The organism is Cryobacterium roopkundense (assembly GCF_014200405.1).
GTDB classification, from domain to species: Bacteria; Actinomycetota; Actinomycetes; order Actinomycetales; family Microbacteriaceae; genus Cryobacterium; species Cryobacterium roopkundense.
The window spans coordinates 3,141,444-3,167,155 of the sequence record NZ_JACHBQ010000001.1 but is presented as its reverse complement, the minus strand read 5'-3'; the positions used below and the strand labels follow the sequence as shown (position 1 = coordinate 3,167,155).

Here is a 25,712-nt window from a genome sequence, read left to right as displayed (position 1 = left end):
CCCGTTTACCCAGTGAAAGTGTGGCCATGGCCGAGTTCTCCGTTGTTATTCTCCTCCTTCTCGCCACAGTCACAACGGCGCTCATCGCAGGCTTGTTCTTTGCATTTGTGTGCGGCGTCATGCCCGGGCTGTCCGGAGTAGACGACCGGGCATTTACGTCGGCGATGGTCTCGATCAACACGTCGATCCAGAATCCGCTTTTTGCCCTAGCCTTCTTCGGCGCCTTCTTCTTCACGGGAGGCGCCCTGGTGATCGGCATCGCAACCGGCGCGGGCAGCGTCACCGCGACGGCTGTCGCGTTGGCGTGTTACGTCGCCACGCTCGTCATCACCTTCGCGAAGAACATCCCCCTGAATCTTCGACTCGAAGGGGCTGTGCCTCGCGGCGCAGCGGATGCCCGCCGCGGGTTCGAGACGTCGTGGGCGCACTGGAACGGCGTCCGCGCGGTCACGGCGACGGCCGCCGTGGCAAGTCTGGGTCTCGCGCTGGTATCAGCCACGTGACGACAGTGCGTTGCTGGTCGAATGCCGGGATCGTGGGGGCGTTGGCGCCGGCGGGTGCCGTCGCGATGGAGTCGACCGCTGACGATGAGCGGCCAACCGGGCTGGCAGCCCGGCGGCTGCCAGAGGAGACGCATCTCGTTGGCCCGGAGGTGTCGCCGAACCGACTGCAATCCATCCGGGCGCGGGACTGCGCTCGAGCGGCCCTGGTGACGTTGGGCGAACCGCCGGTGCCCATACCGCGTTCGCGCACCGGCGAACCCGTGTGGCCGACCGGAATCGTGGGCAGTTTGACGCACACGGCGGGATACCGGGCGGCGATCGTCGCGCGCGCGAGCCATTTTGCGGGCCTGGGGATCGACGCCGAGCCCTGTCGGAAGGTGTCGCCTGGAGTCAGAAACACGTTCACCTCTCCGTCCGAGCAAGCGCATCTGGCTCGGTTGCCGGCGCACCTTCCGGTGACGCTCGCACTGTTTTGCGCCAAGGAGGCAGCATTCAAGGCGTGGTTCCCGTGCACGCGCATCTGGCTCGGCATGCAGCACGCCGAGGCCAGGATCGGAACCGACGGTTCCTTCACCGTGACTCCACGGCCGCGTGGCATCGACGCGACTGCACACCCGGAGGTCGCCGCGAAGCAGTGGCCCGCGATCCACGGCAGATGGCGGGTGAGCAGCGGGTTGCTCCTCGCTGTCGCCTGGATTCCGAACGGTGCCGGATCCGGCTGAGGGTCACCGGCGCCGCTCCTGGCCTCGAACACTCCCCGCAGAATGTCGGCTCGTTTCTCACCTCCGGTGCGCGGGTCGTCGAATTCTTCCGCCCCGGTGACCATCCCGCCGAGCCGCATCCGCCGCTTCGGTGCGGCGTCGCCCCGGCCCGCCCGCCAAGTTGCACACCTTTTCACGCCACCTGCACTACATGCGCATCAAACCGCACCAACATGATTGCTTTGCGCAAGTTCAGCAGTCATACTGAGGAGGCTCCAGCACCGCTGCTCGGGCCTTGACCAGCCAGGAAGATATCACTGTGGATATACGACTTATTGCCGCTCTGGTGCTCGGGATAGCGACGATCATCGTCCTTGTTCTACGCACCCGACTCGATGCCTTCGCCGCCCTGCTCGCGGCCGCCCTCGTGACCGGATTCGTGGCCGGCCAGCCCGCCCTCGAAATCATCACCGCCATCACCACCGGGTTCGGTAACACCCTCGCCTCGATCGGCATCGTGATCGGCCTTGGTGTAGGCATCGGAAAAGTGCTCGAAGTCTCCGGCGCGGCCAAGTCCCTCGCCCAGTCCTTCCTCAAGCTCTTCGGCAAGGGCCGCGAGCCCTGGGCCATGGGCAGCGTCGGCGCCCTCGTCTCCGTTCCCGTGTTCTGCGACGCCGGCTACGTGATTATGAATCCCCTCGCCCGCTCCATCGCCCGCGTCAAGCGCGGAGGTTACGTCACCATCGCCCTCGCCCTCGGCGCCGGCATGACCCTCACCCACCACCTCGTGCCGCCCACCCCCGGCCCGCTCGCCGTCGCCGGAATCCTCGGCGCCGACCTCGGCCTGGTCATCCTCGGCGGCGGAATCTTCACGGTTCTCCTGCTCCCCATCGTGGTGCTCTACGCCAAATGGGTCGGCCCCAAGCTCGAGTCCTCCGTCACCGAGAGCGTGCGCGAAGCCGTCTACGGCACCACCGACCTCACCCAGCAGGTGCACGGCACCAGCCGCACCGCCACGGCAACGCTCGAACGAGAAGCGGATGCCGCCGAGCACGCTACCGACCCGGCCGCCGGCGAGCACGACCTCGGCACCCCGCCGTCCGGTGCCAAGCCGCACCGGGTCAACGGCCTCGTCGCCTCGCTTCCGCTCGCCGTTCCCCTGCTGCTGATCCTGCTCAACACAGTGGGCACCGCCATCGACAAGAGCGCGCAGGGCGCCCTCACCGGCGACTACGTGCCGAGCGACTGGGTCGTGCCGCTGGCGTTCATCGGCAACCCGGTGATCGCCCTCATGCTCGGCATGCTCCTCGCCGTCTACGTTCTGCTGCCCCGCTGGACCCCACGCAGCAAAGTGAACGGCTGGCTGGCCGAGGCCGCGGCATCCGCTGGCCTCATTCTGCTCATCACGGGAGCGGGCGGCGCGCTCGGCCAGGTACTGCGCACGAGCGGTGTGGGCGATGCCCTCGCCGAAGCGATCGCGTCTACCAGCCTGCCCGCCTTCCTGATTCCGTTCATCATCGCCACCGTCGTGCGTATCGCGCAGGGCTCCGGTACCGTCGCCATGATTACTGCGGCCGCCGTCTCGGCCCCGCTCGTGATCACCCTCGGCATCGACCCCGTCGTGGCTGTGCTCGCCTGCACCGCGGGCTCGATGATCTTCAGCTACTTCAACGACTCCTACTTCTGGGTGGTCACCACGTTCACCGGCCTCGAGGGCACGGCAGCACTCAAGGGCTGGTCGGGCATGACCACGGCCATCTGGGCCGGCTCCATCCCGCTGTTGTTCCTGGCCAACGCGGTGATCGGCTGACCCATGACGGCCAGGGTGAGTAAAGCGGATGCCGCCACCGACTATCGCCGCGGCACCCTCGCCCGGCACGAGCGGTTGCTCGAACTGCTGCGCACCGGATCCTCCGGCGTCGACGGGCTGGCGGCCACCCTCGGCATCTCAAGCTCGACGGTGCGCCGTGACCTGGCGCACCTCAGCGCGATCGGCGCGATCACGCGCAGTTACGGGGGAGCGAGCGCGGCGGCGCCGTTTCAGGAACGCGAGCTGAGCGAACGCGTCACCGTGGAGCATCCCGCGAAGGCGGCCATCGCGGCGCGCGCCGCGGAGCTCATTCCGGCCGGGGCTACCATTTTTCTTGACGCCGGGTCGACCTGCGGCGAGCTGGCCCGCCATCTGTGGGGGCGGGAGGGCATCACCGTGCTCACCCGCTCCTTGGACGCCGCCACGTTTCTGGCGTCGTCACCCGGCATCGAGGTGATCGTGACCGGCGGCAAGGTGGCGCGCACGAGCCACGGGCTCGAGGGTCCGCTCGCCGACTTCGCCCTCGGGCGTTACATGGTGGACGTGGCGTTTCTCGGCGTCGACGCTGTCGACCCCGCCGACGGCGTGGGGGAGCCCACGCTACCCGAGGCCCACGTGAAGGAGACGGCCGCGCGGCGTTCCCGCCGCACCGTGGTGCTCGCCGACGCCACCAAGCTGCACCGCGGCTCGGTGCCCGCGTGGGCGCCCCTGCCCGCAGGGTGGACACTCGTGACCAACGAGGTCGACGACCTCGTTCTCAACCTGTACCGAGCAGAGGGGGTCGATGTGATCTCGACCGGGTAAGTCCCGCCGGTCGAGCGTCCCGCTGGTCGAGCGTCCCGCTGGTCGAGCGTCCCGCCGGTCGAGCAGCGAGCTTGCGAGCGTGTCGAGACCTCGTGAGCCAACGTGCGAGACCGACGCCACGGCCACACGGGTTACGAAACCTGCAGCCCGCCGTTGATGTCGTAGGTGGCGGCTGTGATGTAGCCGGCGTCGGCGCTCAGCAGGAAGGAGATCAGTGCGGCCACGTCGTCGCGGGTGCCCACTCGGCCCATCAGAATGTCGGCCGACATTTCGCTCTTGCGCTCGTCGGTGAGGGTGCCGCCCATGATGTCGGTGTCGATGGGTCCGGGCGCCACGGCGTTCACCGTGATGTTGTGTTCGCCCATTTCACGGGCTAGCGCGCGGGTGAAGCCGATGATGGCGGCCTTGGAGGCGCTGTAGGCCACCTTCGAGTAGGTGCCGCCGCCGCGCTGGGCCGACACCGAGGAGATGCTCACGATGCGGCCGAGCTTGCGGTCGATCATGCCGCCGAGAACCCGCTGCGACACCAGGAAGGAGCCGCGCATGTTGATGGCGAACACGCGGTCCCAGGCTTCCACGGTTTCGCTCATGAACTCGGTGGGGGAGCTGATGCCGGCAAGGTTCACCAGGCCCACGATGGGAGGCATCGTGGCTTCGATCTCGCCGATGGCCGCGTCGACGGAAGCTTTGTCGGACACGTCGGCGCCCACGCCGATGGCGCGAATTCCGCGGGCGCTTTCGATAGCGGATGCCGCAGTGCGGGCCGCGTCGGCGTCGATGTCCACGATGGCGACGCTCCAGCCCAGGGAGGCGAGCTTGTCGGCGGTGCTGCGCCCGATCCCGCGTTCGGAGGCGGCTCCGGTGAGAACAACGGTGCGGTCGGCGGGAAAGTTCGGTGCGCTGGTCATGGCGACTCCTTGTGTTTTCACGCGTCAACCTCTGTGTCGACCCGTTCTGCAACCCTATCGCGAGATCTGATGTCTGATGTCTGCCCCCTACCGCTGGTCGAGGAGCGAGGCACGAGCGTCTCGAGACCGCGTGAGCCAACCCTGCAATCCTGCACCGGGCACACTTCTAGCCCGATGCGGAGCTGGCCGTATTGGCCCGGTGGGTGGCGGCGGGACGCCAGGTGCGGGTGGGGTCCCACAGCACGGGGCCTCGCACCTCGGGTCGGCCTCGCACCATGCGTATCTCCCACCCGGAGGTGTCGATGGTGGCGTGGTGGTACCAGCAGAGCAAAGTTCCGTTGTCTATGTCTGTCTTTCCGTGGTGTTGCCACGGGATGATGTGATGCACTTCGCACCACGCCGCCGCTACCGTGCACCCCGGTATGACGCATCCGCCGTCGCGGGCGGCGATCGCCCGCCGCTGGGCGGGGGTGAAGAACCTCTTCTTCTCACCGAGGCGCAGTACCTCCCCGTTCTCCCCGATGATCACGTTCTGATACCCGCCGGCGCACATCTTCTGCCGCACGTTTCGCAGTGAGATCGGCGCCTCGACCCCGTCGACCCACCCGACACCCTGCCCGCTCTTGAGGTCTTTGGCGTTCACGTGCACCATCACCACCGGCGCCGCGCCTCCCATAGTGGGTGTCTTCGCGTCGCGCGCCTTAGCTTCGAACACCCCCCGGAGAACGTCCGCTCGCTTCTCACCGCCGGTGCGCGGGTCGTCGAACTCTTCAGCCCCGGGAATCAGTTCTCCGGCTTCGATCAGTGCCTGCTGTTCCTCGCTGGGGAACGCGGGAGCGGCGTGGGCGGAGAGGAAGGTGTTGAAGATACCGTCCATGATGCCCTTGAGTTCCGGCGTCACCGCGCCCCGCAACGGATACAGCCCGGCCTTCAACCGGCCGAACCCGACGGTGCTCTTCGCCGCCGTCGCATCGTCACTGGGGGCGGCGCCGTCGGGGTCGAGGCGGGCTTCCCATTCGTGGGCCTGCGCCCGGATGAGGTCGGCGGAGAATGCGATCCCCGCCCCCGGCAGTCCCTCCGTCTCGGGCGTGATCGCTCCCGTCGCCGACGCCACCAGCGCCCGCTCCACCCGATCCACAACCTCCGGAGCAACCCGCCGCGACAGCGGTTCGAGGGCCGTCACGATCACCTCCGCCGCATCGACCCCCAATTCTCCCGACGCGAGCCCTTCTGCGACGGCCGGGTGCTGCACCGGGATCTCCTGCCCGAGCAGCCCGCTCGCGGCGGTCGCGGCCCCACTGATCAAGCCGCCGAGCCGCATCCGCCGCTTCGCCTCCGAACCCGACACCCTCGTGACGGCGGTGATCAGCTCGTACTTACCGCGACATCCGTTCTTGTACGCCAGGGACTCGTGGCCCAGGGCCGAATCGGCCCGCGCCGCCACATCTGTCGCCGACGCCACCCTGGCCCCGTCTGCCCGGCGCCCCAGCTTCTCCACCGCCGCCATCACGGCCAGCGCCTCATCCCCCGTGAACTGCTGATAATTCACCTCCGACAACGCAGCAGCTACCGAGGCGTCTGCCCTCTCCAGTAGGGCGATCACCTCGGAACCTGACTTCTGCATCGTTGACATGCCTCTATTCTCCCACCACTCGAACACAAAAGCGAGGATAACTCATGTTAACTGTCTTCAAAATAGAACCTTTCTTCTTCCAATTTCGGGCCCGATGCGCCATGCCCTCCACGCCAGGCAGGCCCAAGCCCTCTACCGCAAGGTTCCTCCCGAAGTGGGGGCCCAAAAAGAGACCGCTCAGCATCTTTCGCAGACCTGAAACCGTTTGAATGGAGTCAGGCGTGCGTGGCGCCGAACGAACGAGAACCTCCATGGGGCGGGCGGTCGGGGGGACTGCGCGCGAAGCAGATGCTGTTCATCACGAACAGCCGCCAGCAAAGGATATTCATGTCGACACCACGCACGACGATTACTGCCGAGGCCCTCTTTAGCTCCCGCGAGCTGAACAAGATGCATCCCGCCACGTACCTGCAGCCCGAAGCGTTCTTTGAGATGCTCCAAGCGGAGCAGAAATTCATCACCGGCCAGCAGCCAACGCCCACTGCCATGCGGCAGCAGACGTCCGCAGCACCGCTTCTCTTTCGGGGGCAGAGCAACCACAAATACGGGTTGTCGGCCTCCCTGCATCGCTTCATGCGCGCCGAAACCGATGAGACCATCACCGAGGGCATGCTGGCGCAGTTGGAGAAGTCGGTGATCCTCGAGATGCAGAACCGCGGCCTGGGCCGCGGCATGACTCAGGGTGAACTCCTGATGCTGCTTCAGCATCACGGAGCGCCCACACGCATGATTGATGTCAGCGACCGGCCGTTGGAAGCCCTGTACTTCGCCGTCGAAGGCAACGACGCCACTGATGGACGATATTTCATTCTCACCCTCACCGGCGAGGACGAGACCTCGCTGTCAAAGCCCACGGAACTCCCGTGGGCCAACAATGCGCGCGGTGTGCAGCAATCGACATCCACGTGGACCCAGGCCGTGAAACTGGTCGAGGACCGGCCCCTCGATGCACGCATGAGCGCGCAGCGCGGTCGGTTCCTGGTGGGCGGCGTGACTCGGTCCTATAGCGACCTCAACGTGAACCTCGACGGCCAAGCGCTCAACGCCGCCGAGCTGCAAGACGTGAGCATGCTCACGATTGGCTTCCTGAAACGGAAGGCCAACCCCGACACGTCCTGGCCAGCCCTCGGCTGGTCGATTCGAATTCCCGCCGGTTGGAAGGCGCGGCTCCGAGACCTGCTCGATTCAGAAGAGGGCATCAACCACAACACGATCTACCCCGACCTGTCGCACGTCTCGTGGACCGGAGTGGATGCCGCGCGCAAGGAACTCTACGCACTCTGAGCCCCGCCATCCCGCGGAGAGAGGCGCAGCCCCTTTCCGCTGGTCGAGGAACGCCGTCTACGGCGTGTCTCGAGATCGGGTGAGCCGAGTCTGAGAGTCGGGTCGCGTGGTCTCGATCGCTCCTTCGTCGCGCCTCGACCAGCGAGAGCGGGGGACGCGTGAACGTGGCCCCCGCCGCGCGACCGCGACGCGGTAGGGTCGCCAAATGGGGGAACACAATTTGGCGCGGAAAAATGCGCTGGGGGATCGGCATCACACTGCCAGGGGCGCATCCGCGCGCATACCGGCACTCGACATCATCCGCGGGTACTGCATCGTCAGCATGATCACCGGGCACCTCGCGGCGGGATCTCTCATCGCCCGTGCCACGCACGTCTTCCCGCAGTTCGACGGGGCCTCCGGCTTCGTGCTGCTCTCCGGCCTCGTGCTCGGGATAGTGCAGAGCCGCAGCGTTCATCGTGTGCAGCTGCGGCGCATCCAGTGCGCAACGCTGGCCCGGGTGGCATTGATCTACCTGGCCCAGTCGGCCATCGTGCTGCTCGGCCTAGCGCTGCTCCTGCTGGGTACCCGAACGCACGCGAACGTGCCGCCGACAGAGGGGCGAGGCCTCGCCGAACTCACATTCAGTGCAATCACCATGTCTCTGGCGCCACCCGCCGGCAGCGTGCTCCGGCTCTACGTGGTGTTCCTGCTCCTCGCCATGGGGGCGTATTGGCTATTGAAGCGTGGCCGGTGGGTCGAGGTGCTGGCAGCATCCGGCGCCGTTTATGGTCTCGGCATCGCCTGTCGCGAGTACACATCGTTCGTGGCATTCGACGGCGAAACCCGCGGGGCTAACTGGGCGATGTGGCAGCTCCTGTTCATCTCGGCACTCGTGCTCGGGTGGCACTGGGAGCGACTGGGCGCGGATCACTTCCTCCGCCGGTGGCGCTGGGCGCTCCTAGTCGCTTATCTTCCCGTGGGTGGCGTGGTGCTGCTGGCGGGGAGGTTGGCCCCCGAGCTCTTCGACAAGATCGACGTCACCGTTCTGCGAATTGCGGTGGCGTATGCCACGCTCGCGTTTCTGTACGCCGCCGTCGAGATCGTGCTGCCGGTCACTCCCCGCGCCGTGGTGCGGCCCATCGAGCTCATCGGCCAACGCAGCCTCGACTCGTACATCATCCAAGCGAGCGTTGCGGTGATTGTGCCGAGCTTCATCGTTCTGCATCCTCACAGCCCGGCATCGCAGCTCCTCGCCGTGGTGACCGTGGTCGCGTGCTGGGAATGGGCGCGGTGGCGAGTGAGAAGGTCCACTTCGGGGCGAGAGGCCGCGCCGCAGCCCGGTTGAGCGCCCAGGTTGCCCTCGTCTCAGAGCGGATGCCGCGGCATCCGTTCGCACCGCCGGCATGGGTGCAGAAGCCACGCCCGTGGCGCCTCATTTCGCAGGTGTTTGTTCCATGGGCACTCCCATTGGGGGGTATAAATGGGCCATCCCGGCGCGGAAAAATCCTAGGCTCGAACGCATGTCATGGGGGAAGAAACGCAGTGCACGCAATGGTCCGGAGTCCACGAGAACGCGCAGGATCAAGCTCGGAATAGTGGGGCTCACGACAGTCGCCGCCCTCGGTCTCACAGTTCTGGCGCTCAGCGGCCCGCCGCCCGCGTCGTCGTACGTGCTCCCGCCAGCCAGCACGCCAACAGCCACGGCTCCACCCGAGCGCACGAAGGTCGCCTTCATCGGTGACTCGTACACGGGTCGGGCCGGGGTTGACCCCGTGAACAACTACATCGAGTACCTGGCCGATATGCATCCGCTCTGGGATGTCGTGCCGTTCGGGGAGGGCGGCACCGGCTACACCAACCCGGGTCAGGCTGCAGAAAACGAGACCACGTTTCTCGGCCGGGTACCCGCGGTAGCTGAGTCGGCTCCCGACATTGTTTTTGTGCAGGGCGGCCTGAACGATCAGGGCCCTGTGGCCAGAACTCAGAGCGCCGCCGCCGAGCTTTTCGCTGCCGTGCAGGCGCAGGCTCCGTCGGCTCGCATCGTTGCGGTGGGGCCGAGCTATCCGCCGGCCGGCAATCGCGACAGCATCGACCGTGCCCGCACCGCCATAGCTGCGGCCGCCGCGAGCGCGGGCGTCAGCTTTGTGGATCCCGCTGCCGAAGGCTGGCTTCCAGACCCCGACGACAACTATGTCGACGGCATTCACCTGAGCCCGAAGGGCAACGAACAATTCGCGGCGCTCTTGAACACAAGTCTTCAGGCCCAGAAATTCTTCGACTAGTCACACCAATAGACAAGCGGATGCGCTCGGCCACCGTCATGTAGGCGGGGCGGGCCGCCCCAGACGCAGCCCGGCCTCACCGAGCCTCACCTCACGCGTTCCACGCCGCCTGCGGAGGTTCTTTCCCGCGCCCCGCGGGTGCGGCCGGGTGTCACGCGCTCAGGGCGCGTTGCGATGCGGCTGTACGTTGTGCACGGTGCAGTTGAAGAGTTCCCAAACCGGCGTGCCCAACACGGTGCTCGTCCTTCGCCACTGGTCCGGTACCGGCACCGAGCTTCGCGCATCACCGTGAGACACCGGATGCCGGAGGGCGCGCAGGTCGATATCGACCGTGAATGATCCGCCCGGGCGCAGGAGCGTGAGCTTGACTCGGTCATCGGGGAGGGTGAGCGTGTGGATCTCAAGATCGTCGTCGAGATGGAGCGCCTGACCGGATATCAGCGTCACCACGGCGTCAAGCAGCTCTTCGTGGATGAAGTCGTGCACCCAGGCGAAGGTGTCCAGCGCATTCTGGCCGTGGATCGATCGGACTGCGTCGCCCACGTCGCCTCTCCCCGCAAATTAGGTGTTCGTAGAATCCTCGAAGTCTAGGCCTATGCGGGCATCGGGCCCCAGCCGAACCGCCTGCCCGGCGCGAAGAACGGACTGCTCAGCAAATTTCAGGGCCGTACGCAGCAGGGCCGCCCGATCCGGGGACGTATACGTTTCCAGGGGTCGCACGCTGTGCAGGATATCGGGAAGCAATTGCGCAGCATTGGTCAGCAGGCCGACTTCGTCGTAACTCACCTCGAGCTTCCTGATCACGCGGTCTCTGTATTCGGTGAAATTCACGGACGTGACGTAACCGGATGTCACCAGTTCCGGAGTGCGCACTGGAGCAGTCCCGAGCTGTGACAGCAGTGCAAGCCACTGCGATGCCACCGGCTCCTGAGCAACGGCAGTCACGTCATCGGCGGCGGACAGTGAATCGGAGAAATCAGCGAATTGCTCGGGTGTGGCGTTCGGATGGGTGAGCGCGAAGGCGCTCAGGGCAGCGGCCCGCTGGTCCACTACCTCCAGCGGCTCCGCCTCCGGCCGTGACGTGAGAACGCCACGGACGATCCCGCGGTGAGTCAAGAGTGACTGCACCCCGTTCTCCGCATTGCGGATTGAAGCGGATGGCGACCCCCGGCCGATGTCGGTCATCGTCAGCACGGGTACCTCACGCGCCAGGCTCGTTCGGGTGGTGAAATCGAGTAACAGCCGGGCATGCTTCTCGGCCGGCGGCTCGATCGCGGCCACGATGTTGCCATGGCGGGACAGCAGCACGCGGCGCTGGTGTTCAAGAGCAGTGAGCACGTTCGGCATCTCGCTCTTGAAACGCGAGACAGGTACGGGCCCAAAGTCCACCGTGGCCATCACGCTCTCCTTCTGTCAAGATATCTCCGAACAGTTTACCCGATATATATCGGTAATCCAGAAAAATGTTCGTCAAGCGGGAAGGGGTCGCATGTCGATCTATAAATCGAGTGTCGACGCCTATCGCGACACGACCAAGTGGCTGGCGGCGTTCACGCCGGTCACAGCCATTTTGGCCGCGGTCATCGTGACCGGTGCGCCGGTCGGGGCGAGTCTGGCGGGCGCTACCGACGCGGGGGAGTGGCTGGGGCGCAATCTGCTGCTGGTCGAGTGCGGGGTGGTGATCTTTCTCTCCGTCGGCGCGATCCTGTGGCGGGCCGCGTGCGTTCTGAGCGTCGAGCCGAAGGAGGTCGTCAAGATTCTGAACGACAAGAACCCCCGAACGGCCCGGGCCGTGGAGTCGGCTTTCGGCGTAGGCATTCTGGCCCCGGACTTTCTGACCAAGCCGTCGTTCACCACCACGATGCAGAATTTCTATGCCGACCTGGAACCCGGCAAACCCGTTCCGGATGACCGTGACCGGCTGTTCTCTGCTTTCGAGTCGCTGCGAGAATGGCACATCTTCACCGAAACCCGACGGCAATTCCGTTGGTTCGTCGGCGCGATCGGCCTCGGCGCGGTGCTGATCAGCGTGGCGATCGCCGTCGCTGTTACGCAGCTCGGCACGGGTGCGCCCATTTCGAAGCCGACACCGGTGATCGTGACCCTCGGGCCCTCCGGCGCAGAGGCCCTCGCTGATGTCACCGACTGTACCGACCCGACACAGGCCGAGTTTTATGCGGTGGGCGGCACGTGGGACGCCCCGACGTTGGCCGTGACCGGCGCTGGCTGCGTGTTCGGGGCAACCTGGGTGCCCGCGCCCGGACAGGCCGTCGTGTTGCCCACCCAGTAAGACCCGGCCGCGAACATCCGCCTCAATCCTTTCCCGTCCCCTGGGCTGATTGAGCCTATCTAGACCCCATTCCCGCGCCCTCGACTTCCCCCACGCTCCCCGCAACACCGGCACGCCGCAGGGAGTTGCCCTGTCGGGTCGCTTCCCCTACTTGGCCGCGGGCGACGTGATGGAGGTCGGCATTGACGGCCTCGGTGCCCAGCGCCAACGCCTGGTCGCGGCCGTGGTCGAGACCGGCTACGCCGCCACGCGCTGCGGCACCCTTTCCACACGCAGCCAGCTCGGCGCGGTGTATAGCCCGGGTACCCGTCGAGTAGCCCGCCAGATTGCGTAGCTCGCCAGCACGGCCACCCCGGCAATGAGCACGGGCGCTGCCAGCGCGAGCCCCTGGCTGAGCATGAACACGGGGGCGGTCAACGCGGCGATGGCCAACACGATTTGCAGGTGGAGAACGTACACGGGGATGGTTCGCGTGCCCACCCACATAATTGCGCGGCTCCACCGGGCACGCGCCACAATTCCGGCCACGGCCAGTCCTGTGGCCGCTCCGAGGGGGCCGAGAGCTACCGCCCCGATGTTGGACGCGGCGTCCCACGTTGCGTCAGCAACTGCCGTCGCGCCGGCAACGAGAATCAGGGCCGCGCAGATCAGCACCGCACGCATCACGGTGAGTCGTGCCATGAAGCCTGCGATGAGCCGGCGCCCACAGCATCCGGCGAGGAAGAACACGAAGTAGTGCCCGATCCCGTTTACTCCCGTGCTGCCGGTTTCCAGCACGAACGAGGCGAACAACACGTAGCTGGACACGGCCACGCTCAGCTGCGCCGCCACGGGCACGGCACGCATCACCCGCGCCGCCGCGTAGAACACTGCCAGGGCGGGCAGGTACCAGAGCGACGAATGCAGCATCAGCCCATCAGAGAGCGCTGCCAGTACCGCCGCGACAAAGCCGTCCCCGCCCTCCCGAATGCCCGCGATGATCGCGTGCAGCACCACCCACAGAGCGTAGAGGTACACGAGAAGCAGAATCTTTGAGTCCACGAACCGGGGCAGAGGGCGGTAGAGGCTGCTCGATGCCAGCAGCCCCGACACGAGAAAGAACAGCGGCATTCGTGCCGTGCTCAAGAGGGCATTCACCTCCTGCCACGGGCCAACACCCACACCCTCGCTGGCTAGCACTGCCACAGAATGCCCGAGCACCACCAGCAGAATCGCCACGCCCTTTGCCGTATCGATCCACTGGACTCGTGCGTTGCGAGTTGTGTTTCCCGGCGTCTGCATTTTCTGAACTTATCGGAGGCCTGACCCCGTTAGCCGAGTCTGACTCCCACTGGGGGTGATGCTGCGCAAGTGGATGCCCCGTACACGATCGGAAATTCTTCGCACGCCGTCAGCGTGTTGCGTTCCATGGGCAGAGCATGGCCAGCTCCCGGAGTACCACACCGGCGCTGATCACCCCTGTTCTGGGGTATTAACGCTTGTGAGATTAAGTTAATGAATTGGACACTTTCGCCCGCGTGGCCGCCAAATCATTGGCGTAGCGCCACACAACACGCCCACATCCCCGATGTTTCCACGATATGGACTAGGTTTTCTGCCTCCTGTAACTTGCGAACCTGAGAAAGTCCCCTAAAGTAGGGGTTGACTTCGTTCGGCGCCAGCTGACGACGTGACCAACTCTCACTTAATCAGATGGGCTACATCATGGGGAAAAAGACCTTCGCGGCAATCGCACTCGCGGTTCTCGCAGTATTCGCAGTTCCGGCCGCCGCTAACGCAGCTGGCTACGTTCCGGACAGCGCGATCACCGTTTCCGGTGCAGTCGTCGCCGGCGGCACCGTTGCTGTGACGTTCGATGACGGAGCCTTCGCCGCTGGCGAGCAGGTTCGTTTCGATGTCACCGGCGAAGGAACCGCAACCCTCTCGGTCTTCAAGGCCGCCACCGCGTCCATCACCAAGACCGCTACCGCCCAGGGCGCAGCAACCGTAAACGTCACCCTGCCGGCCAACGCCACGGGCACCTACACGGTCACCGCAACCGGCCTCACCTCCGGCAACATCTCCACCTCGGCACTGACCATCACGGCAGTGGACGCCGGAGCCGGCGACCTCGCCAACACCGGTTACGCCGCTCCCGTTGCTCTCATCTGGGCTGCAGCCGGCGCCCTGCTCCTCGGCCTGGCCCTGGTTGTAGTTCTCACGGTTCTGCGTCGCCAGCGCGCCAACGCGTAGTCGAGTAGTTCGCACCACCACTCGCAGCCCGCGCCGACTTTTTGTCGGCGCGGGCTGACTTGGATCCACCAGAAGTCCTCCGCCCCTGCCGCACAGCGGCAGCCGCCCGAAGGGTATCCCCTGTTGAGTTACACTGAATCGACAGCCAGCACGGTCACGTGCGCAACGCCATGACAATGCACGTGCTGCTGTCACAGTATGCAAGCGACTCCGGGGGAGCGCTGTTTCAGCATGTAACCGGCGGGGGAGTCGAGTGCGAATAATAGATGGTGCCACGCGCCAAATTCAGGCATTGAATCGGTCGATTCCACTCGTGCGGTTCGGCACCCAGTTCGCGTGGGACGCCGTGTCGTGGGTCGTCGCACTCATCCTCGCTCAGACACTGCGCTACGACTTTCAGATGTCGAACATCTCGTGGCTGCCGCTCGTCATTCTCTGCATCGCCGCCGTCGTCGTGCAGTTCTTCGTGGGCTGGTTCTTCTATCTCTACCAGGGGCGCCACCCCTACGGCAGCTTCGCCGAGGTTCGGGCCCTCCTCTGGGCCGTACTCACCACCACGGTCTTTCTGGGCATCCCCGTCGTCGTCTCGGGCACCCTGCTCGGCATTCCCCGCAGCACGGTATTCGCTGCCCTGCCCTTCGCCTTCGTGATGATGGGCGGCATCCGCTACGTCAAACGACTGCTCGTGGAGCGTTCCATCCAGCCGGCCGCAGACGCGCGCAATGCGCTCGTCTACGGCGCCGGTTACCTGGGCGCTTCTATCGTGCGCCGCATGAAGACCGACCACCACTCGTCGTTCCGCGCCGTGGGTATTATCGACGACGACCCGCTTCGGCGCAACGCCTGGCTGCACGGCGTGCACGTGCTCGGCACGAGAGATTCGCTCGCTGAAATAGCCAAGACCACCAACGCCTCCATCCTCATCGTGGCCATCGCACGAGCGGATGCCGCGCTTCTGCGTGAAATCTCCGACGCAGCGGATGCCGCGGGGCTGCGCGTCAAGGTCTTTCCGCCGCTGGACGATGTGCTCCAGGGCAAGATGCGCCTCAACGACCTGCGCGACATCTCCATCGAAGACCTGATCGGCCGTCACCCGGTGGACACCGAGGTGGAATCCATTGCGGGCTACCTCGCCGGCAAACGAGTGCTTGTCACCGGTGCCGGCGGTTCGATCGGCTCCGAGCTGTGCCGCCAGATCTTCAAGTTCGGCCCGAGCGAGCTCATGATGCTTGACCGCGACGAAACCGGTCTGCAGAGCGCGCAGATTTCGATTCTCGGGCACGGCTTGTTGAACACGAAGGATGTCGTTCTGGCGGACATCCGCGATGCCGACGCGCTGGCAGCCATTTTCAAGGACCGCAAGCCCGAGGTGGTCTTTCACGCGGCGGCCCTCAAACACCTCCCCATGCTCGAGCAGTATCCCGACGAAGCCTGGAAAACCAACGTTCTGGGAACCAGCAATGTGCTTCAGGCCGCCCGCGCTGCCGGCGTCACCACGTTCGTGAACATCTCTACCGACAAGGCCGCCAACCCCACGAGCATCCTCGGGCACTCCAAGCGTGTGGCCGAGAAGCTCACCGCGTGGGCGGCCGAGGAGACCGGCTTCACGTACCTGTCGGTACGGTTCGGCAACGTGATCGGCAGTCGCGGCTCCATGTTGCCCACATTCACGTCGCTGATCGAGGCTGGCGGGCCCCTCACCATCACGCACCCCGATGTCACACGCTTCTTCATGACCATCCCGGAGGCCTGCCAGCTCGTGGTTCAGGCCGGCGGCATCGGTCGCCCGGGCGAAGTGCTCATTCTCGACATGGGCGAGCCCGTGCGCATTCTCGACGTGGCCAACCGCATGATTGCGCAGTCCGGTCGGGACATTGAGATTGTCTACACGGGCCTGCGCGAGGGCGAGAAGCTGCACGAAGAGCTCATCGGGGTCGATGAAACAGATGAGCGCCCGATCCACCCGAAGATATCGCACACGAGCATCAATCCAATCTCTCCGGAAGCCTTGGACAGACGGGCGTGGGAGGCGCGGTGTGGGAAAATCGTGGCTGAAGATCCGCCTCTTCTCGCCGTGCGTCAGGCCTAAGAGTGATTCCTGCACTTGCGATATCTGCGATTGTCGTGCTGATCGTCAGCCTGCTCCTTCCCTTCGTTCTCCGCCCACTTCTGACACGTCTTGGTGTTGTAGATGTCCCCAACCTGCGGTCGTCGCACGAGCGTCCAGTTCTTCGGGGAATGGGGCTGGCGCCGCTTATGGCGATGCTTGCGGGCTATATGTCTTTTGTTCTGCTGCTTGCATCCACGCGCGCCGATAGCATCATAGTTTCAGTTGGAGTTCTATCCCTTGCCGCCGGACTGCTCGGTTGGATTGAGGATGTGCGGGGGCTACCCGTTCGAGTGCGAGCAGCGGCACAACTTGCCATCGGAGTCGCTGCTTCCGCAGCGCTTCAGGGCTCAGGATCGACCCCGATGTGGCTCGTTCCAATCTTCGCCATAGGCATTGCTGGCTACATTAACGTCGCGAATTTCATGGATGGTCTGGACGGAATCTCGGGTTTACACGGGGTAGTCGTGGGTGCGACGTACGGCGTGCTGGGTCTCATCTTTGGATTCCCGTGGCTCATCGCAGCGGGGGGAATCCTAGCCGTTGCGTTTCTGGGCTTCTTGCCCTGGAACCTGATGCGAGGTGGCGTCTTCCTCGGCGATGTGGGCAGCTACCTGCTCGGCGGCAGTATCGGCATTGTGGCGGTCGCTGCTTTGATGCACGGGGTGCCCTTAGTGGCTGTGCTTGCGCCGCTGACGATCTACCTCGTCGATGCTGGGGGCACGCTGTTGAAACGCATTTTGAAACGCGCGCGCTGGTTTGAAGCCCATCGTGAACACCTATACCAACGAATTCAAGGCTCCGGGATTGCTCACCTTCGGGTTGCCGTACTTACTGCCAGTTTGAGTGCTGTGGCAGGTGGCTTCGGACTCGTCGCTGCGGTCAACCTCAGTGGGTGGTGGGTCAGTGCGTTGGGAGTCCTAGCTGTCACAGCCGCTTACCTTGCCATTGGCGCTTGGATCCTTCGTTCTCCGGGGGAACGTCTGGTACCTGGGGTCGCTGGCGTCGGGGCTCGGTCAGATCTCATGAACTCAGGCGAAGGCCATTCGGCGGGGAGTTTGTCGCGCCGGATGCGAACTGAGACGTCGACTGAAATCTTTACAGCGAAAGGCAATGAATACATGAGTGAGCCGAAGCAAATCTGGATCGTTAACCACTACGCAACCGAACCAGCAAAGGACCTGCAAGCTGGCCGGCACTACTTCCTGTCTCAACACCTGCCCTCCGTTGGCTGGCAGGCGACGATCATCGCGGCCAGCACCACGCATCCCAGAGGCAAACAGACTCACCGCCGCTTTCAGCAGAGGCGGATGCTCAAGAGTGGAGCGGCATTGTTCGTGTGGTTGCGGTCAAATAGTTACGAGGGCAACGGCCCCTTGCGCGTTCTGAACATGATTCTCTTTACGGCGTCCCTCCTGGCGCCCGGAAGCCTTCGTGGCCTGAAGCGACCCGACGCTATTGTGGGTAGCTCCGTACATCCCCTAGCTGCATGGGGAGCAATGCGGCTTGCGAAGAGATACGCAGTGCCATTCATCTTTGAGCCGCGGGACTTGTGGCCCGAGAGCCTTGTCGCCCTGGGACGGTTGAAGAGGGGAAGTGCTCTAGAAATCCTTCTGGGCAAGCTTGAGTTGAAGCTGATTCGCGGGTCCGTCGGTGTTGTGTCGCCGTTGCCCGGGGTCGGAAAGTATATTGAGGGCCTGGGAATCGACAAGCCGTTCTCCTGGGTATCCAACGGAGTGGATGTGCCCACGCACCTCCCGGATATTGCCGCTGTGGAAGATCGAGACTTTACCTGCATGTATTTGGGCGCGATGGGCAACGCGAATGCACTTGAACCAATTCTGTTGGCCTTCAATGATTTCGCCTCTCTCCCCGGAAATGAACGGGCGCGCCTCCGGATGATCGGCGATGGTCCCAAGCGACTTGAACTGGCCGACCTAGCAGCAGGCCTGGCCTGTGGTGAACGGATTTCTTTCGAGGGTCCCGTACCCAAGAGTGATGTCATCTACATGGCGAATCAGGCCGACTGTCTCGTGGCAAACATGTTCGATCTGGAAATCTACAAGTACGGAATTAGCTTGAATAAGCTCTTCGACTATATGTACGCGGGCCGACCCATCATTTTTGCCGCTAAGGCCTTGAACAATCCCATTCTTGAGAGCGACGGCGGGATTTGCGTTCGACCTAATGACCAACAGCAGATTGCCCAAGCCATGTCGCAGATTCAGGCGATGACGCCTGCAATGCGGTTGCAGATGGGTATCAAGGCGCGCGCCCATGTCATGAGCGAATACAGCTACTTGGAACTGGCTGGCACGTTTGGTCGCGCTCTAGACCGGGCGAGTGCGACGTTTCTGGAGGAGCCGCTTCCGGCCGTTGCCGCAAGCTAGCGCATCAGTGCGCGATTGAGAGTCACGCCGTAACGATCCAGTGCGCAGAGATATCCAGCGAAGCTAAGTGTGTAACGAAATTAGATGAAAAGATGGTCCACGTGCATTCCCCCGCGTCAGTAGAGCCTGTCAGAATCGTTCACGTGAGTTCTGCACACCCGTGGACAGATAATCGTGTGCATCTCCGGGAGGCGGCCAGCCTAGCTTCAGCCGGCTACAGCGTCTCTTTGATCGCCGTGGACAGTGACGGCACCGTGCCTGAGACGGGTGTGCGCGTCGTTCGATTGCCCAAACGACGCCGACTCAACAGGGTCACCTTAGGGACACTTGCCGCCGTGGTTGCGGGCTTGCGAACTCGCGCCAGCGTATTTCACCTCCATGATCCTGAACTTGTCTGGTCAGTGCCGCTTCTCAGGCTGCTGGGCAAGAAGGTCATCTACGACGCTCACGAAGATCTCCCCACTCAGGTGCTCGGCAAGCACTACGCAAATCAGAAGGTGATGCCTGCCTTCATCCGCCTAGCACTGATAGTCGTGTGGCTTTCAAAGTTCAGCAACCACGTAATCGCGGCCACAGAGACGATAGCGGCCAGATACAATCCCGCTAGGGTGACCGTAGTCCATAACTATCCCAAGGGGAGTGCCTCGGATTCGAGGGCCGCTCCGGCTGCGGAAAGACCTTTCGGGGCCGTCTACGTCGGCGCAATTGACGTCAATCGCGGCGCGTTGCAGATGGTGGATGCTGCGGGGAGCCAAGCCACGGCTTCGCAGTGGAAGTTGGAGCTGGCTGGACCCATCGCGGACGACTCGCTTCGTAAACGTCTTGAATTGCGTGCAGGCTGGGCGCACGTGAATTTTCACGGGCAAGTGTCTCCGTCAGACGCTCGTCTCTTAGTTGCCTCCGTGCCTATCGGGCTCGTGGTGTTGCAGTCGACTCCTGCATATTTGGATTCATTGCCGACCAAGATGTTCGAATACATGTCGGCAGGAACGGCAATCATTGCCTCCGATTTTCCGTTGTGGCGCGACATCATTGAGAAGCACAACTGTGGTGTTTTGGTCGACGAGACGTCTGTCGAATCAATTACAGCCGCGATCGATCGCTACGCAAGTGACCCGGACCTTCTGAAACTCCATGGCAATAACGCGCGCAAAGCAGCGAAATCCTTCACCTGGGCGCAAGAAGAATCTGTATTACTCAGCGTCTACGAAAGATTGATATGTCGTTGACCAGCCCGCAACCATCCCGCACTACAACTACGACTTCGATCGACCCTGCAGCCTACCGAAGGAAGCGACGCGAGAGGCTCTTGACGTTTTGAAACTGCTGTCAGAAATTGCCGGAGTGACTTCGGCCCCTAAACTAGCGATCGAGTTGCGCCGGCGACAGAGGAATCGACGGCTCGCGGCATGACCCGTCGGAAGTCTGTAACGAATCAGACCGTCGCCTTTGAGCGTGTACGGTTCGATAACTTCGACGCCAGTCGAACTGGCAGAGTCGGAGCGTTGGGGCTGGCCTCTACTGTGTTTCAAGGTGGGTCCAGGTTCGCAACCAATGTACTCCTTGGCAGGCTGGGCGGGACCGAGCTCTTGGGTGTCGTCCAGAACGTAACGTCCACAGCCAGCCTCGGCGCCTTGTTCTTACCAACTTCTGCGGGGAGTGCAGCTAGCAGGTACATTGCGTACTTCCGGGGCAAAGAGGACTCTGAGAGTGCTCAAGCCGTCGCAAGATTCATAGGGCTGCGCACTTTTCAGTCGACATTTCTGGTTTCGCTGGTGATCCTTATCATCTGCCTGTTCCGCGCAAGCGGGACAGGCATTGTCCTCGTGACCATTCTTCTGCTGCTTAGTATGTGCGCGCATGCCTACATTAGGGGAGTGCACTACGGTACTGGGCAGGTTGGGCGACTTGTCAGATGGGAGATTACAGCGAGTGTAGTGAGCTTTCTAGCGGCGTTGCTTCTTCTCTTCCTCGGGGTTCGCAATGCTTGGGTTTTGGCTCCGCTGGCTGTGCTTACACTCCTATTCGCGATCTTCTCGTGGCCGTATGGGAGCGGCCGCAGCGTGAGCAGGGACACACGCCGCGCGATAGATCGTTTCATGATGCTCGGTGTTGTGGGCACAGTATCTAGCGCCGGATTTCTGCAAACTTCCATCCTCGTCGCCACAGCAGTAAATGGACTCTCCTACGCTGGCGAGTATGCGGCTGCCCTCACCCTCACGACCCCGATCTCTCTGATTGCCGGAGCCACGAGTTTGGCTTTGTTCCCGGCGATGGCGCGTGACCACGGCCGTGACGATTTGGCGTCGCTCAAGAAACGAACGCAACTGGCGACCCAAACGTTGGTCACGCTCATGATCGCCGCGTTCGGAGTCATCGGAATTCTTGCTGGCCCAATCACGCTCCTGGTATGGGGCAAGGGTTTCCAGGAAAACACTGATGAGATCTTGATGTTTCTACTTCTCGCTGTTGTCGTTGGGACGATTGCCGTACCATCGGTCAATTTGCTCACTACGCAATCAAATCGGGGTATGGCAACATCGGCGATATCGAGCCTCATCGGTTTCGCGATTGGTATCGCAGTATGGATTGCTCTCGTGCCAACGCTCCCGGAGCATGCCGTGCCCATCGGCTACCTCGTTGGAGCGAGCACCATTGCCGGTATCCCCTACGTTATTATTTGGAGACGGTACCAACTCCCTTGGCTGGGGCAAACTCTTGTAATTGTCTCGGTATTGACGGGAATCGTCTCGCTCATAGTTCTGTTTGACGTCGTGCTTGCTCCCTTTTGGGTTCAGGCTAGTGTGGCACTTCTCTTCTTAGTGCTCTGGTCGGCGCTTAGAGTCAAAAACGTGAAGCAAATCTTACGATTGCTACGCAGTTCATTCGGCGGCCACGACCGGCCAAGAAAGGCACTTGCATGACGACCGTGCATGGGCGACCTTCGGTTGAAGCAACTTGCTCACCGCAAGGCGAACCGGCACTGGAGGACGTTCTTCATTGGGTGCCGCGGGTGATGCTCATGTTGATCCCCATCTTGGCTTGCTTTGGACCAACAATTCCTCTTTTCGGGCCTTTGTTCGCGTTCAGGGTCGCAGTAATCGTGCTCTTTCTGGCTACAGTGTTTCAGCGACGCAATGCACCCGAGCGCTCGGCGCTCAGGACAGTGGCTCTCCTCCTTGTTTTCGTATGGTTGCTTGTTGCTTTGCTGTTGCTGCTTTTCAGGGGCGCGTCCGATTTCGCTTGGGCCGAAGGAGTTTCAGTATTTACCGGGGCACTTTTCCTTCTCGCGATTGCGGCCATTAGAGTCCCTCTCCAGGCTCAGGCCGCATTGCTGGTTGGGTGGCTGATTGCCTATATCGGAACCTCGATGGTAGCCGTGAGAGAAATATTCTTTGGCATTCCTTTTCAGAACTACTATCGACTGCAGTCTACGAATCCGATCCTCGACGGATTCGGTAGTGCGAGTAGTCTTGGAAATCCGAACAACTATGCTCTCTTCCTCGTGATTTCCTATCCGATCCTCTGTCTTGGCGCGGTAGGTGCCAAATCTCGAATGTTGCGAGTTGGCTATGTCATGGCCTTATGTTCCTTGCCAGTTTTCATGTTGGCCACTGGGAGCCGTATTGGCTTCGTCACTCTTGTCTTTGTCGCCCTGCTGTCGGCAATTGTATTTCTGAATACGAGACGGGTAGTGCTTGCGTTGGGGCTTGGTTTCATTTCAGCATTGGCATTTTCCGAAGTGGTACGGTCGGAATTCTTATCAGCGATCCAGCCACTCGCATTGTTTTTCGCCGGTGACTCCTTTTGGTTCCGAAATGTGATTTCCAACATATCCGACGATAATTCCGCCATGATTCGCGTGCACTTACTGCAAAACGGACTTGATTTTTCGCTAGAGACCTATCTCACTGGCCTTGGATTAGGCGGGTTTGAAGCCCGCATGCTGTCTGGAGATGCGGCCTACCCAACGCAAGGTATAATCAACCCTCACAATGGCGTTATTGAGATACTTTCTCAATTTGGGGTGGCGGTTTTCATTTTATTCTTGTGCCTTCTTCTTGCCTTGTGGGCCAACGGATGGAAAGCAGTCGCCCAGAATGCGAATGATCGTTCAACGCGGGTTGCAGGCCTCGCCCTAGTGGCCCTGGTCGGAATCTTCCCCATCCTCTCGACGATGAATAGTTCTTTCCTTGAGCCCTCGATCTCGTGGTTGTTCTTAGCGGCGTTGTTGCTCATAGGGCTGGCTCTGAAGAGCCCAGCCATCGGGTTGGCGAACGACGTTCCAGTTGACAGCAGTAGTAATGCGCACGGCGGGGCCAATCATGGCTAAGCGAGTAGATGGAACTTCCCGATTGGCTATTGGTCCGTTAAACCAGGCAGGGCAGGCGAATGAATGGGCCGATGCTGTTTCGAAGAGCTTGAAGTTTGACGCATCATCGTTTGCCCGCGATGGCACCATCGCATCACGTTTGCGAGGCGTTTCAATTAAGGACAAAGCCCAGGAAACGATCCCTCATTATCGTGTCACTCCATCTTGGATTCGCCGTCTCTGGATCGACCGCGTGCTCCAGGGGACCTCGCATTTACTCAACGAATCCAATAGCGCCATTTTTGGAGATGCCCGGTCAGACAATTTTCGTGACGAGATTCATCGGTTTCAAGAAACAGAGGTTCGCGTTGGTGTCGTCTTCCACGGGAGTGATATCAGGGACCCGAGGCTGCATATGGAGTTAAACGAGCACTCGTTCTTCCGTGATGCGCCTGAAGAGTGGGTGCACCGGCTGTCGGTGAAGGCGGCCAAGAATCGAGTTGAGATCGGAGGGGCGGGGGTGCCCCTTTTCGTCAGCACTCCAGATTTGCTTGCAGATCTTCCCGCCGCGAGATGGCTCCCCCTCAGCGTCAATATCGACCGCTGGAACCTCGATGATGAGGTGCTTGTGCGTGATGTCCCGCGCGTCCTGCATCGCCCGAGCAGAAGCGATCCGCCGATCAAAGGTACGCAGTACATCGAACCAGTCCTTCGACAGCTTGAGTCGGAGGGGCTCATTACATACGTTAGGTCGGAGGCAGTTCCACATTCTGAAATGAGAGCCCTCGTTCGGAAAGTTGATATCGTCGTGGATCAGATCCAGACTGGTTCCTACGGAGTTGCCGCAATTGAAGCGATGGCCGCTGGTCGACTCGTTGTGGGGAACGTCTCAGAATTCTCGCGCGGCGTGATTGGCGACAATGTTCCTATTGTCAATGCAGACCCGGTAACTTTCAGGCGAGTGATGTTGGAGGTACTCTCGCGGCAAGACGAAATGCGCGCTGTTGCTTCTGACGGGAAGGCGTTCGTTGGGAAGTGGCACGATGGCTGTGCGTCGGCAGGGGCCCTTCGAAGTTTTACGTCGACCTAGACGAAGGTCAATTGCATCCCGGCTCTTTATTGTGGAGTATTCAGTACGCCAGCGGGCTGCCGAGCACAGCAAAGGTAACATTCGGCCACTGTTCTGGCGATAAAAAGTGTCTTCCGTCTAGCAACGTGCGAATTCCGGGCACATCGGCAGGACCCCAAGTCCGATACTCGGTGTGATCCGCCTGAACTACGGCCACATCGACGGCTGTACCCTGCATAAACGGGGTTAAGCCCAAGGCTTCAAGTTCGACATCTGAATATAGGGGATCGTGGACGCTTACGTGTGCATCGCGTTTCTCGAGCGCCGCCACCGTATCGAACGCGCCCGAGAACGCCGTTTCCTTTACACCACCGCGATATGCAGCACCGAGGACAACGACGCTGGCGCCTCTGAGTGAGCCGTGAGCCTGCTCCAGCTGGTCCACCGCGTATTCTGGCATGGAGGCATTTCGCGCCCGGGCCGCGCGCACTATGGTGGCCTCCGGGTCATTCCACAGGTACAACCTCGGATACACGGGGATGCAGTGGCCCCCGACCGCGATTCCTGGCTGATGGATGTGGCTGAAGGGCTGTGAGTTGCACGCGTCGATGACTTGGTAGACGTCGATACCGGTCTGGTCGGCATATCGAGCGAATTCGTTGGCCAGGCCGATATTTACGTCGCGATACGTCGTCTCCGCCAACTTTGCGAGCTCAGCGGCCTCGGCAGATCCCAAATCCCAGACACCATTTGTCCGCTTCAGATCGGGACGGTCGTCGAAGTCCAGCACCGAATCGTAGAATTCGACTGCTAGTGCGGCTCCTAGTGGGGACAGGCCACCGACTAGTTTGGGGTACTTGCGTAGGTCAGCGAAAATTCGACCAGTCAAAACCCGCTCGGGAGAAAAGACGACGTGGAAGTCGGCACCCTCTGTGAGGCCGCTCCCAGCTTCGAGCTGTGGCTTCCAGCGATCCCGCGTTGTTCCAACAGGCAAAGTGGTCTCGTAGGAAACGAGCGTGTCTTTGGTCAAGTGCTCAGATAGAGATTTCGTGGCGGCATCCATCCAGGCGAAATCTGGTTTGGCTTCCTTGTCGACGAAAAGCGGCACGACAAGCACGACGGCGTCGGCGGTGGGGACAGCAACTGAATAGTCGGTCGTGGCGGTGAGCCTGCCCGCTGCTACTAGCTCCGTGAGCTTTTCTTGGAGTAGGTGCTCGCCAGGAAAGGGTTCCTTGCCGGCGTTGACCAAATCAACAACCGTTTGGTTGACGTCCACTCCGATTACGTCATGCCCCTTGCTGGCAAATTGCACAGCTAGGGGGAGACCAATTTTTCCTAAGGCAATTACGGCGATCTTCACGGGAGGAAACTTTCGAAATAAGAAACCTTTGCGGGCTTCACGGCG

Annotated in this window: 21 protein-coding genes and 1 pseudogene; 16 read left to right on the top strand and 6 right to left on the bottom strand. The window is 62.2% G+C overall.

Annotation, left to right across the window (positions count from 1 at the left end; translation table 11 throughout):
* The first annotated feature begins 26 nt into the window (after nt 1–26).
* From BJ997_RS14780 to BJ997_RS14765, 4 genes are all read left to right on the top strand, one after another.
* Nucleotides 27–503, top strand: a complete 477-nt coding sequence (locus tag BJ997_RS14780; RefSeq protein ID WP_035834705.1) for an anthrone oxygenase family protein — start codon at nt 27–29, stop codon at nt 501–503.
* Nucleotides 500–1,225, top strand: a complete 726-nt coding sequence (locus tag BJ997_RS14775) for a 4'-phosphopantetheinyl transferase family protein (protein ID WP_052541855.1) — start codon at nt 500–502, stop codon at nt 1,223–1,225. The genes BJ997_RS14780 and BJ997_RS14775 overlap by 4 nt, the downstream gene beginning before the upstream one ends.
* 298 nt (nt 1,226–1,523) lie before the next feature.
* Nucleotides 1,524–3,014, top strand: a complete 1,491-nt coding sequence (locus tag BJ997_RS14770) for a GntP family permease (protein ID WP_035834706.1) — start codon at nt 1,524–1,526, stop codon at nt 3,012–3,014.
* Between the two features lie 3 nt (nt 3,015–3,017).
* Nucleotides 3,018–3,818, top strand: coding sequence for a DeoR/GlpR family DNA-binding transcription regulator (locus BJ997_RS14765; protein ID WP_052541856.1), 801 nt, complete (start codon nt 3,018–3,020; stop codon nt 3,816–3,818).
* A 131-nt stretch (nt 3,819–3,949) separates the two neighbouring features.
* Here the strand turns inward: BJ997_RS14765 and BJ997_RS14760 are convergent, their stop codons facing one another.
* Entirely contained in the window at nt 3,950–4,726 is a 777-nt protein-coding gene (locus BJ997_RS14760) for an SDR family NAD(P)-dependent oxidoreductase (protein WP_035834707.1), read from the bottom strand.
* 166 nt (nt 4,727–4,892) lie between these two features.
* The gene (locus tag BJ997_RS14755; RefSeq protein ID WP_052541857.1) at nt 4,893–6,359 is read right to left on the bottom strand and encodes an HNH endonuclease signature motif containing protein; all 1,467 of its coding nucleotides are present in this window, start codon (nt 6,357–6,359) and stop codon (nt 4,893–4,895) included.
* A gap of 327 nt (nt 6,360–6,686) precedes the next feature.
* Here BJ997_RS14755 and BJ997_RS14750 point away from each other — a divergent pair, with 327 nt between their 5' ends.
* The 3 genes from BJ997_RS14750 (at nt 6,687) to BJ997_RS14740 (ending at nt 9,907) form a co-directional block, all read left to right on the top strand.
* Nucleotides 6,687–7,643: an FRG domain-containing protein gene (locus BJ997_RS14750; protein WP_160175827.1), complete on the top strand. Its 957-nt coding sequence runs from the start codon at nt 6,687–6,689 to the stop codon at nt 7,641–7,643.
* Nucleotides 7,644–7,848: 205 nt separating this feature from the next.
* The gene (gene opgC / locus BJ997_RS14745) at nt 7,849–8,970 is read left to right on the top strand and encodes an OpgC domain-containing protein (protein WP_035834709.1); all 1,122 of its coding nucleotides are present in this window, start codon (nt 7,849–7,851) and stop codon (nt 8,968–8,970) included.
* A gap of 175 nt (nt 8,971–9,145) precedes the next feature.
* Entirely contained in the window at nt 9,146–9,907 is a 762-nt protein-coding gene (locus BJ997_RS14740) for an SGNH/GDSL hydrolase family protein (protein ID WP_160175828.1), read from the top strand.
* A gap of 159 nt (nt 9,908–10,066) precedes the next feature.
* Here the strand turns inward: BJ997_RS14740 and BJ997_RS14735 are convergent, their stop codons facing one another.
* Complete coding sequence (locus BJ997_RS14735) at nt 10,067–10,450, bottom strand: hypothetical protein (RefSeq protein ID WP_035834710.1); 384 nt, start codon at nt 10,448–10,450, stop codon at nt 10,067–10,069.
* Between the two features lie 18 nt (nt 10,451–10,468).
* Complete coding sequence (locus tag BJ997_RS14730; protein WP_035834712.1) at nt 10,469–11,305, bottom strand: hypothetical protein; 837 nt, start codon at nt 11,303–11,305, stop codon at nt 10,469–10,471.
* 91 nt (nt 11,306–11,396) lie between these two features.
* Here BJ997_RS14730 and BJ997_RS14725 point away from each other — a divergent pair, with 91 nt between their 5' ends.
* On the top strand, nt 11,397–12,197 hold the full coding sequence (locus BJ997_RS14725) for a hypothetical protein (protein ID WP_035834713.1): 801 nt from the start codon (nt 11,397–11,399) through the stop codon (nt 12,195–12,197).
* A gap of 103 nt (nt 12,198–12,300) precedes the next feature.
* Nucleotides 12,301–12,420 (top strand): annotated as a pseudogene (locus BJ997_RS21580) (fumarylacetoacetate hydrolase family protein); the annotation flags it as partial.
* Between the two features lie 14 nt (nt 12,421–12,434).
* Here BJ997_RS21580 and BJ997_RS14720 read toward each other — a convergent pair.
* Nucleotides 12,435–13,478, bottom strand: coding sequence for an acyltransferase family protein (locus tag BJ997_RS14720; RefSeq protein ID WP_035834714.1), 1,044 nt, complete (start codon nt 13,476–13,478; stop codon nt 12,435–12,437).
* Between the two features lie 423 nt (nt 13,479–13,901).
* Here BJ997_RS14720 and BJ997_RS14715 point away from each other — a divergent pair, with 423 nt between their 5' ends.
* The 7 genes from BJ997_RS14715 to BJ997_RS14685 all read left to right on the top strand — a co-directional run bounded on the left by BJ997_RS14715 (nt 13,902) and on the right by BJ997_RS14685 (nt 24,328).
* On the top strand, nt 13,902–14,429 hold the full coding sequence (locus tag BJ997_RS14715; protein WP_035834772.1) for a hypothetical protein: 528 nt from the start codon (nt 13,902–13,904) through the stop codon (nt 14,427–14,429).
* 292 nt (nt 14,430–14,721) lie between these two features.
* Nucleotides 14,722–16,518: a polysaccharide biosynthesis protein gene (locus tag BJ997_RS14710; protein WP_338042541.1), complete on the top strand. Its 1,797-nt coding sequence runs from the start codon at nt 14,722–14,724 to the stop codon at nt 16,516–16,518.
* Nucleotides 16,519–16,520: 2 nt separating this feature from the next.
* Entirely contained in the window at nt 16,521–18,926 is a 2,406-nt protein-coding gene (locus BJ997_RS14705) for a glycosyltransferase (protein WP_084140978.1), read from the top strand.
* 143 nt (nt 18,927–19,069) lie between these two features.
* Nucleotides 19,070–20,155, top strand: coding sequence for a glycosyltransferase (locus tag BJ997_RS14700; RefSeq protein ID WP_160175829.1), 1,086 nt, complete (start codon nt 19,070–19,072; stop codon nt 20,153–20,155).
* Nucleotides 20,156–20,989: 834 nt separating this feature from the next.
* Entirely contained in the window at nt 20,990–21,850 is an 861-nt protein-coding gene (locus BJ997_RS14695) for a lipid II flippase MurJ (protein WP_183323580.1), read from the top strand.
* Nucleotides 21,847–23,259: an O-antigen ligase family protein gene (locus tag BJ997_RS14690; protein ID WP_084140980.1), complete on the top strand. Its 1,413-nt coding sequence runs from the start codon at nt 21,847–21,849 to the stop codon at nt 23,257–23,259. Before BJ997_RS14695 ends, BJ997_RS14690 begins: the two co-directional genes overlap by 4 nt.
* The gene (locus BJ997_RS14685) at nt 23,252–24,328 is read left to right on the top strand and encodes a glycosyltransferase (RefSeq protein ID WP_152602044.1); all 1,077 of its coding nucleotides are present in this window, start codon (nt 23,252–23,254) and stop codon (nt 24,326–24,328) included. The genes BJ997_RS14690 and BJ997_RS14685 overlap by 8 nt, the downstream gene beginning before the upstream one ends.
* A 40-nt stretch (nt 24,329–24,368) precedes the next feature.
* On the opposite strand, the gene BJ997_RS14680 is transcribed toward BJ997_RS14685, so the two are convergent.
* Nucleotides 24,369–25,667 (bottom strand): nucleotide sugar dehydrogenase, encoded by a 1,299-nt coding sequence (locus BJ997_RS14680; protein ID WP_035834719.1) that lies wholly within the window; start codon nt 25,665–25,667, stop codon nt 24,369–24,371.
* Nucleotides 25,668–25,712: the final 45 nt, after the last annotated feature.

What these genes read in the sequence shown, in the direction of transcription:
- BJ997_RS14720 (WP_035834714.1), bottom strand. Translation starts at nt 13,478, where the DNA reads ATGCAGACGCCGGGAAACACAACTCGCAACGCACGAGTCCAGTGGATC.
- BJ997_RS14760 (WP_035834707.1), bottom strand. Translation starts at nt 4,726, where the DNA reads ATGACCAGCGCACCGAACTTTCCCGCCGACCGCACCGTTGTTCTCACC.
- BJ997_RS14730 (WP_035834712.1), bottom strand. Translation starts at nt 11,305, where the DNA reads ATGGCCACGGTGGACTTTGGGCCCGTACCTGTCTCGCGTTTCAAGAGC.
- opgC (WP_035834709.1), top strand. Translation starts at nt 7,849, where the DNA reads ATGGGGGAACACAATTTGGCGCGGAAAAATGCGCTGGGGGATCGGCAT.
- BJ997_RS14765 (WP_052541856.1), top strand. Translation starts at nt 3,018, where the DNA reads ATGACGGCCAGGGTGAGTAAAGCGGATGCCGCCACCGACTATCGCCGC.
- BJ997_RS14685 (WP_152602044.1), top strand. Translation starts at nt 23,252, where the DNA reads ATGGCTAAGCGAGTAGATGGAACTTCCCGATTGGCTATTGGTCCGTTA.
- BJ997_RS14715 (WP_035834772.1), top strand. Translation starts at nt 13,902, where the DNA reads ATGGGGAAAAAGACCTTCGCGGCAATCGCACTCGCGGTTCTCGCAGTA.
- BJ997_RS14750 (WP_160175827.1), top strand. Translation starts at nt 6,687, where the DNA reads ATGTCGACACCACGCACGACGATTACTGCCGAGGCCCTCTTTAGCTCC.
- BJ997_RS14740 (WP_160175828.1), top strand. Translation starts at nt 9,146, where the DNA reads ATGTCATGGGGGAAGAAACGCAGTGCACGCAATGGTCCGGAGTCCACG.
- BJ997_RS14725 (WP_035834713.1), top strand. Translation starts at nt 11,397, where the DNA reads ATGTCGATCTATAAATCGAGTGTCGACGCCTATCGCGACACGACCAAG.
- BJ997_RS14780 (WP_035834705.1), top strand. Translation starts at nt 27, where the DNA reads ATGGCCGAGTTCTCCGTTGTTATTCTCCTCCTTCTCGCCACAGTCACA.
- BJ997_RS14755 (WP_052541857.1), bottom strand. Translation starts at nt 6,359, where the DNA reads ATGTCAACGATGCAGAAGTCAGGTTCCGAGGTGATCGCCCTACTGGAG.
- BJ997_RS14690 (WP_084140980.1), top strand. Translation starts at nt 21,847, where the DNA reads ATGACGACCGTGCATGGGCGACCTTCGGTTGAAGCAACTTGCTCACCG.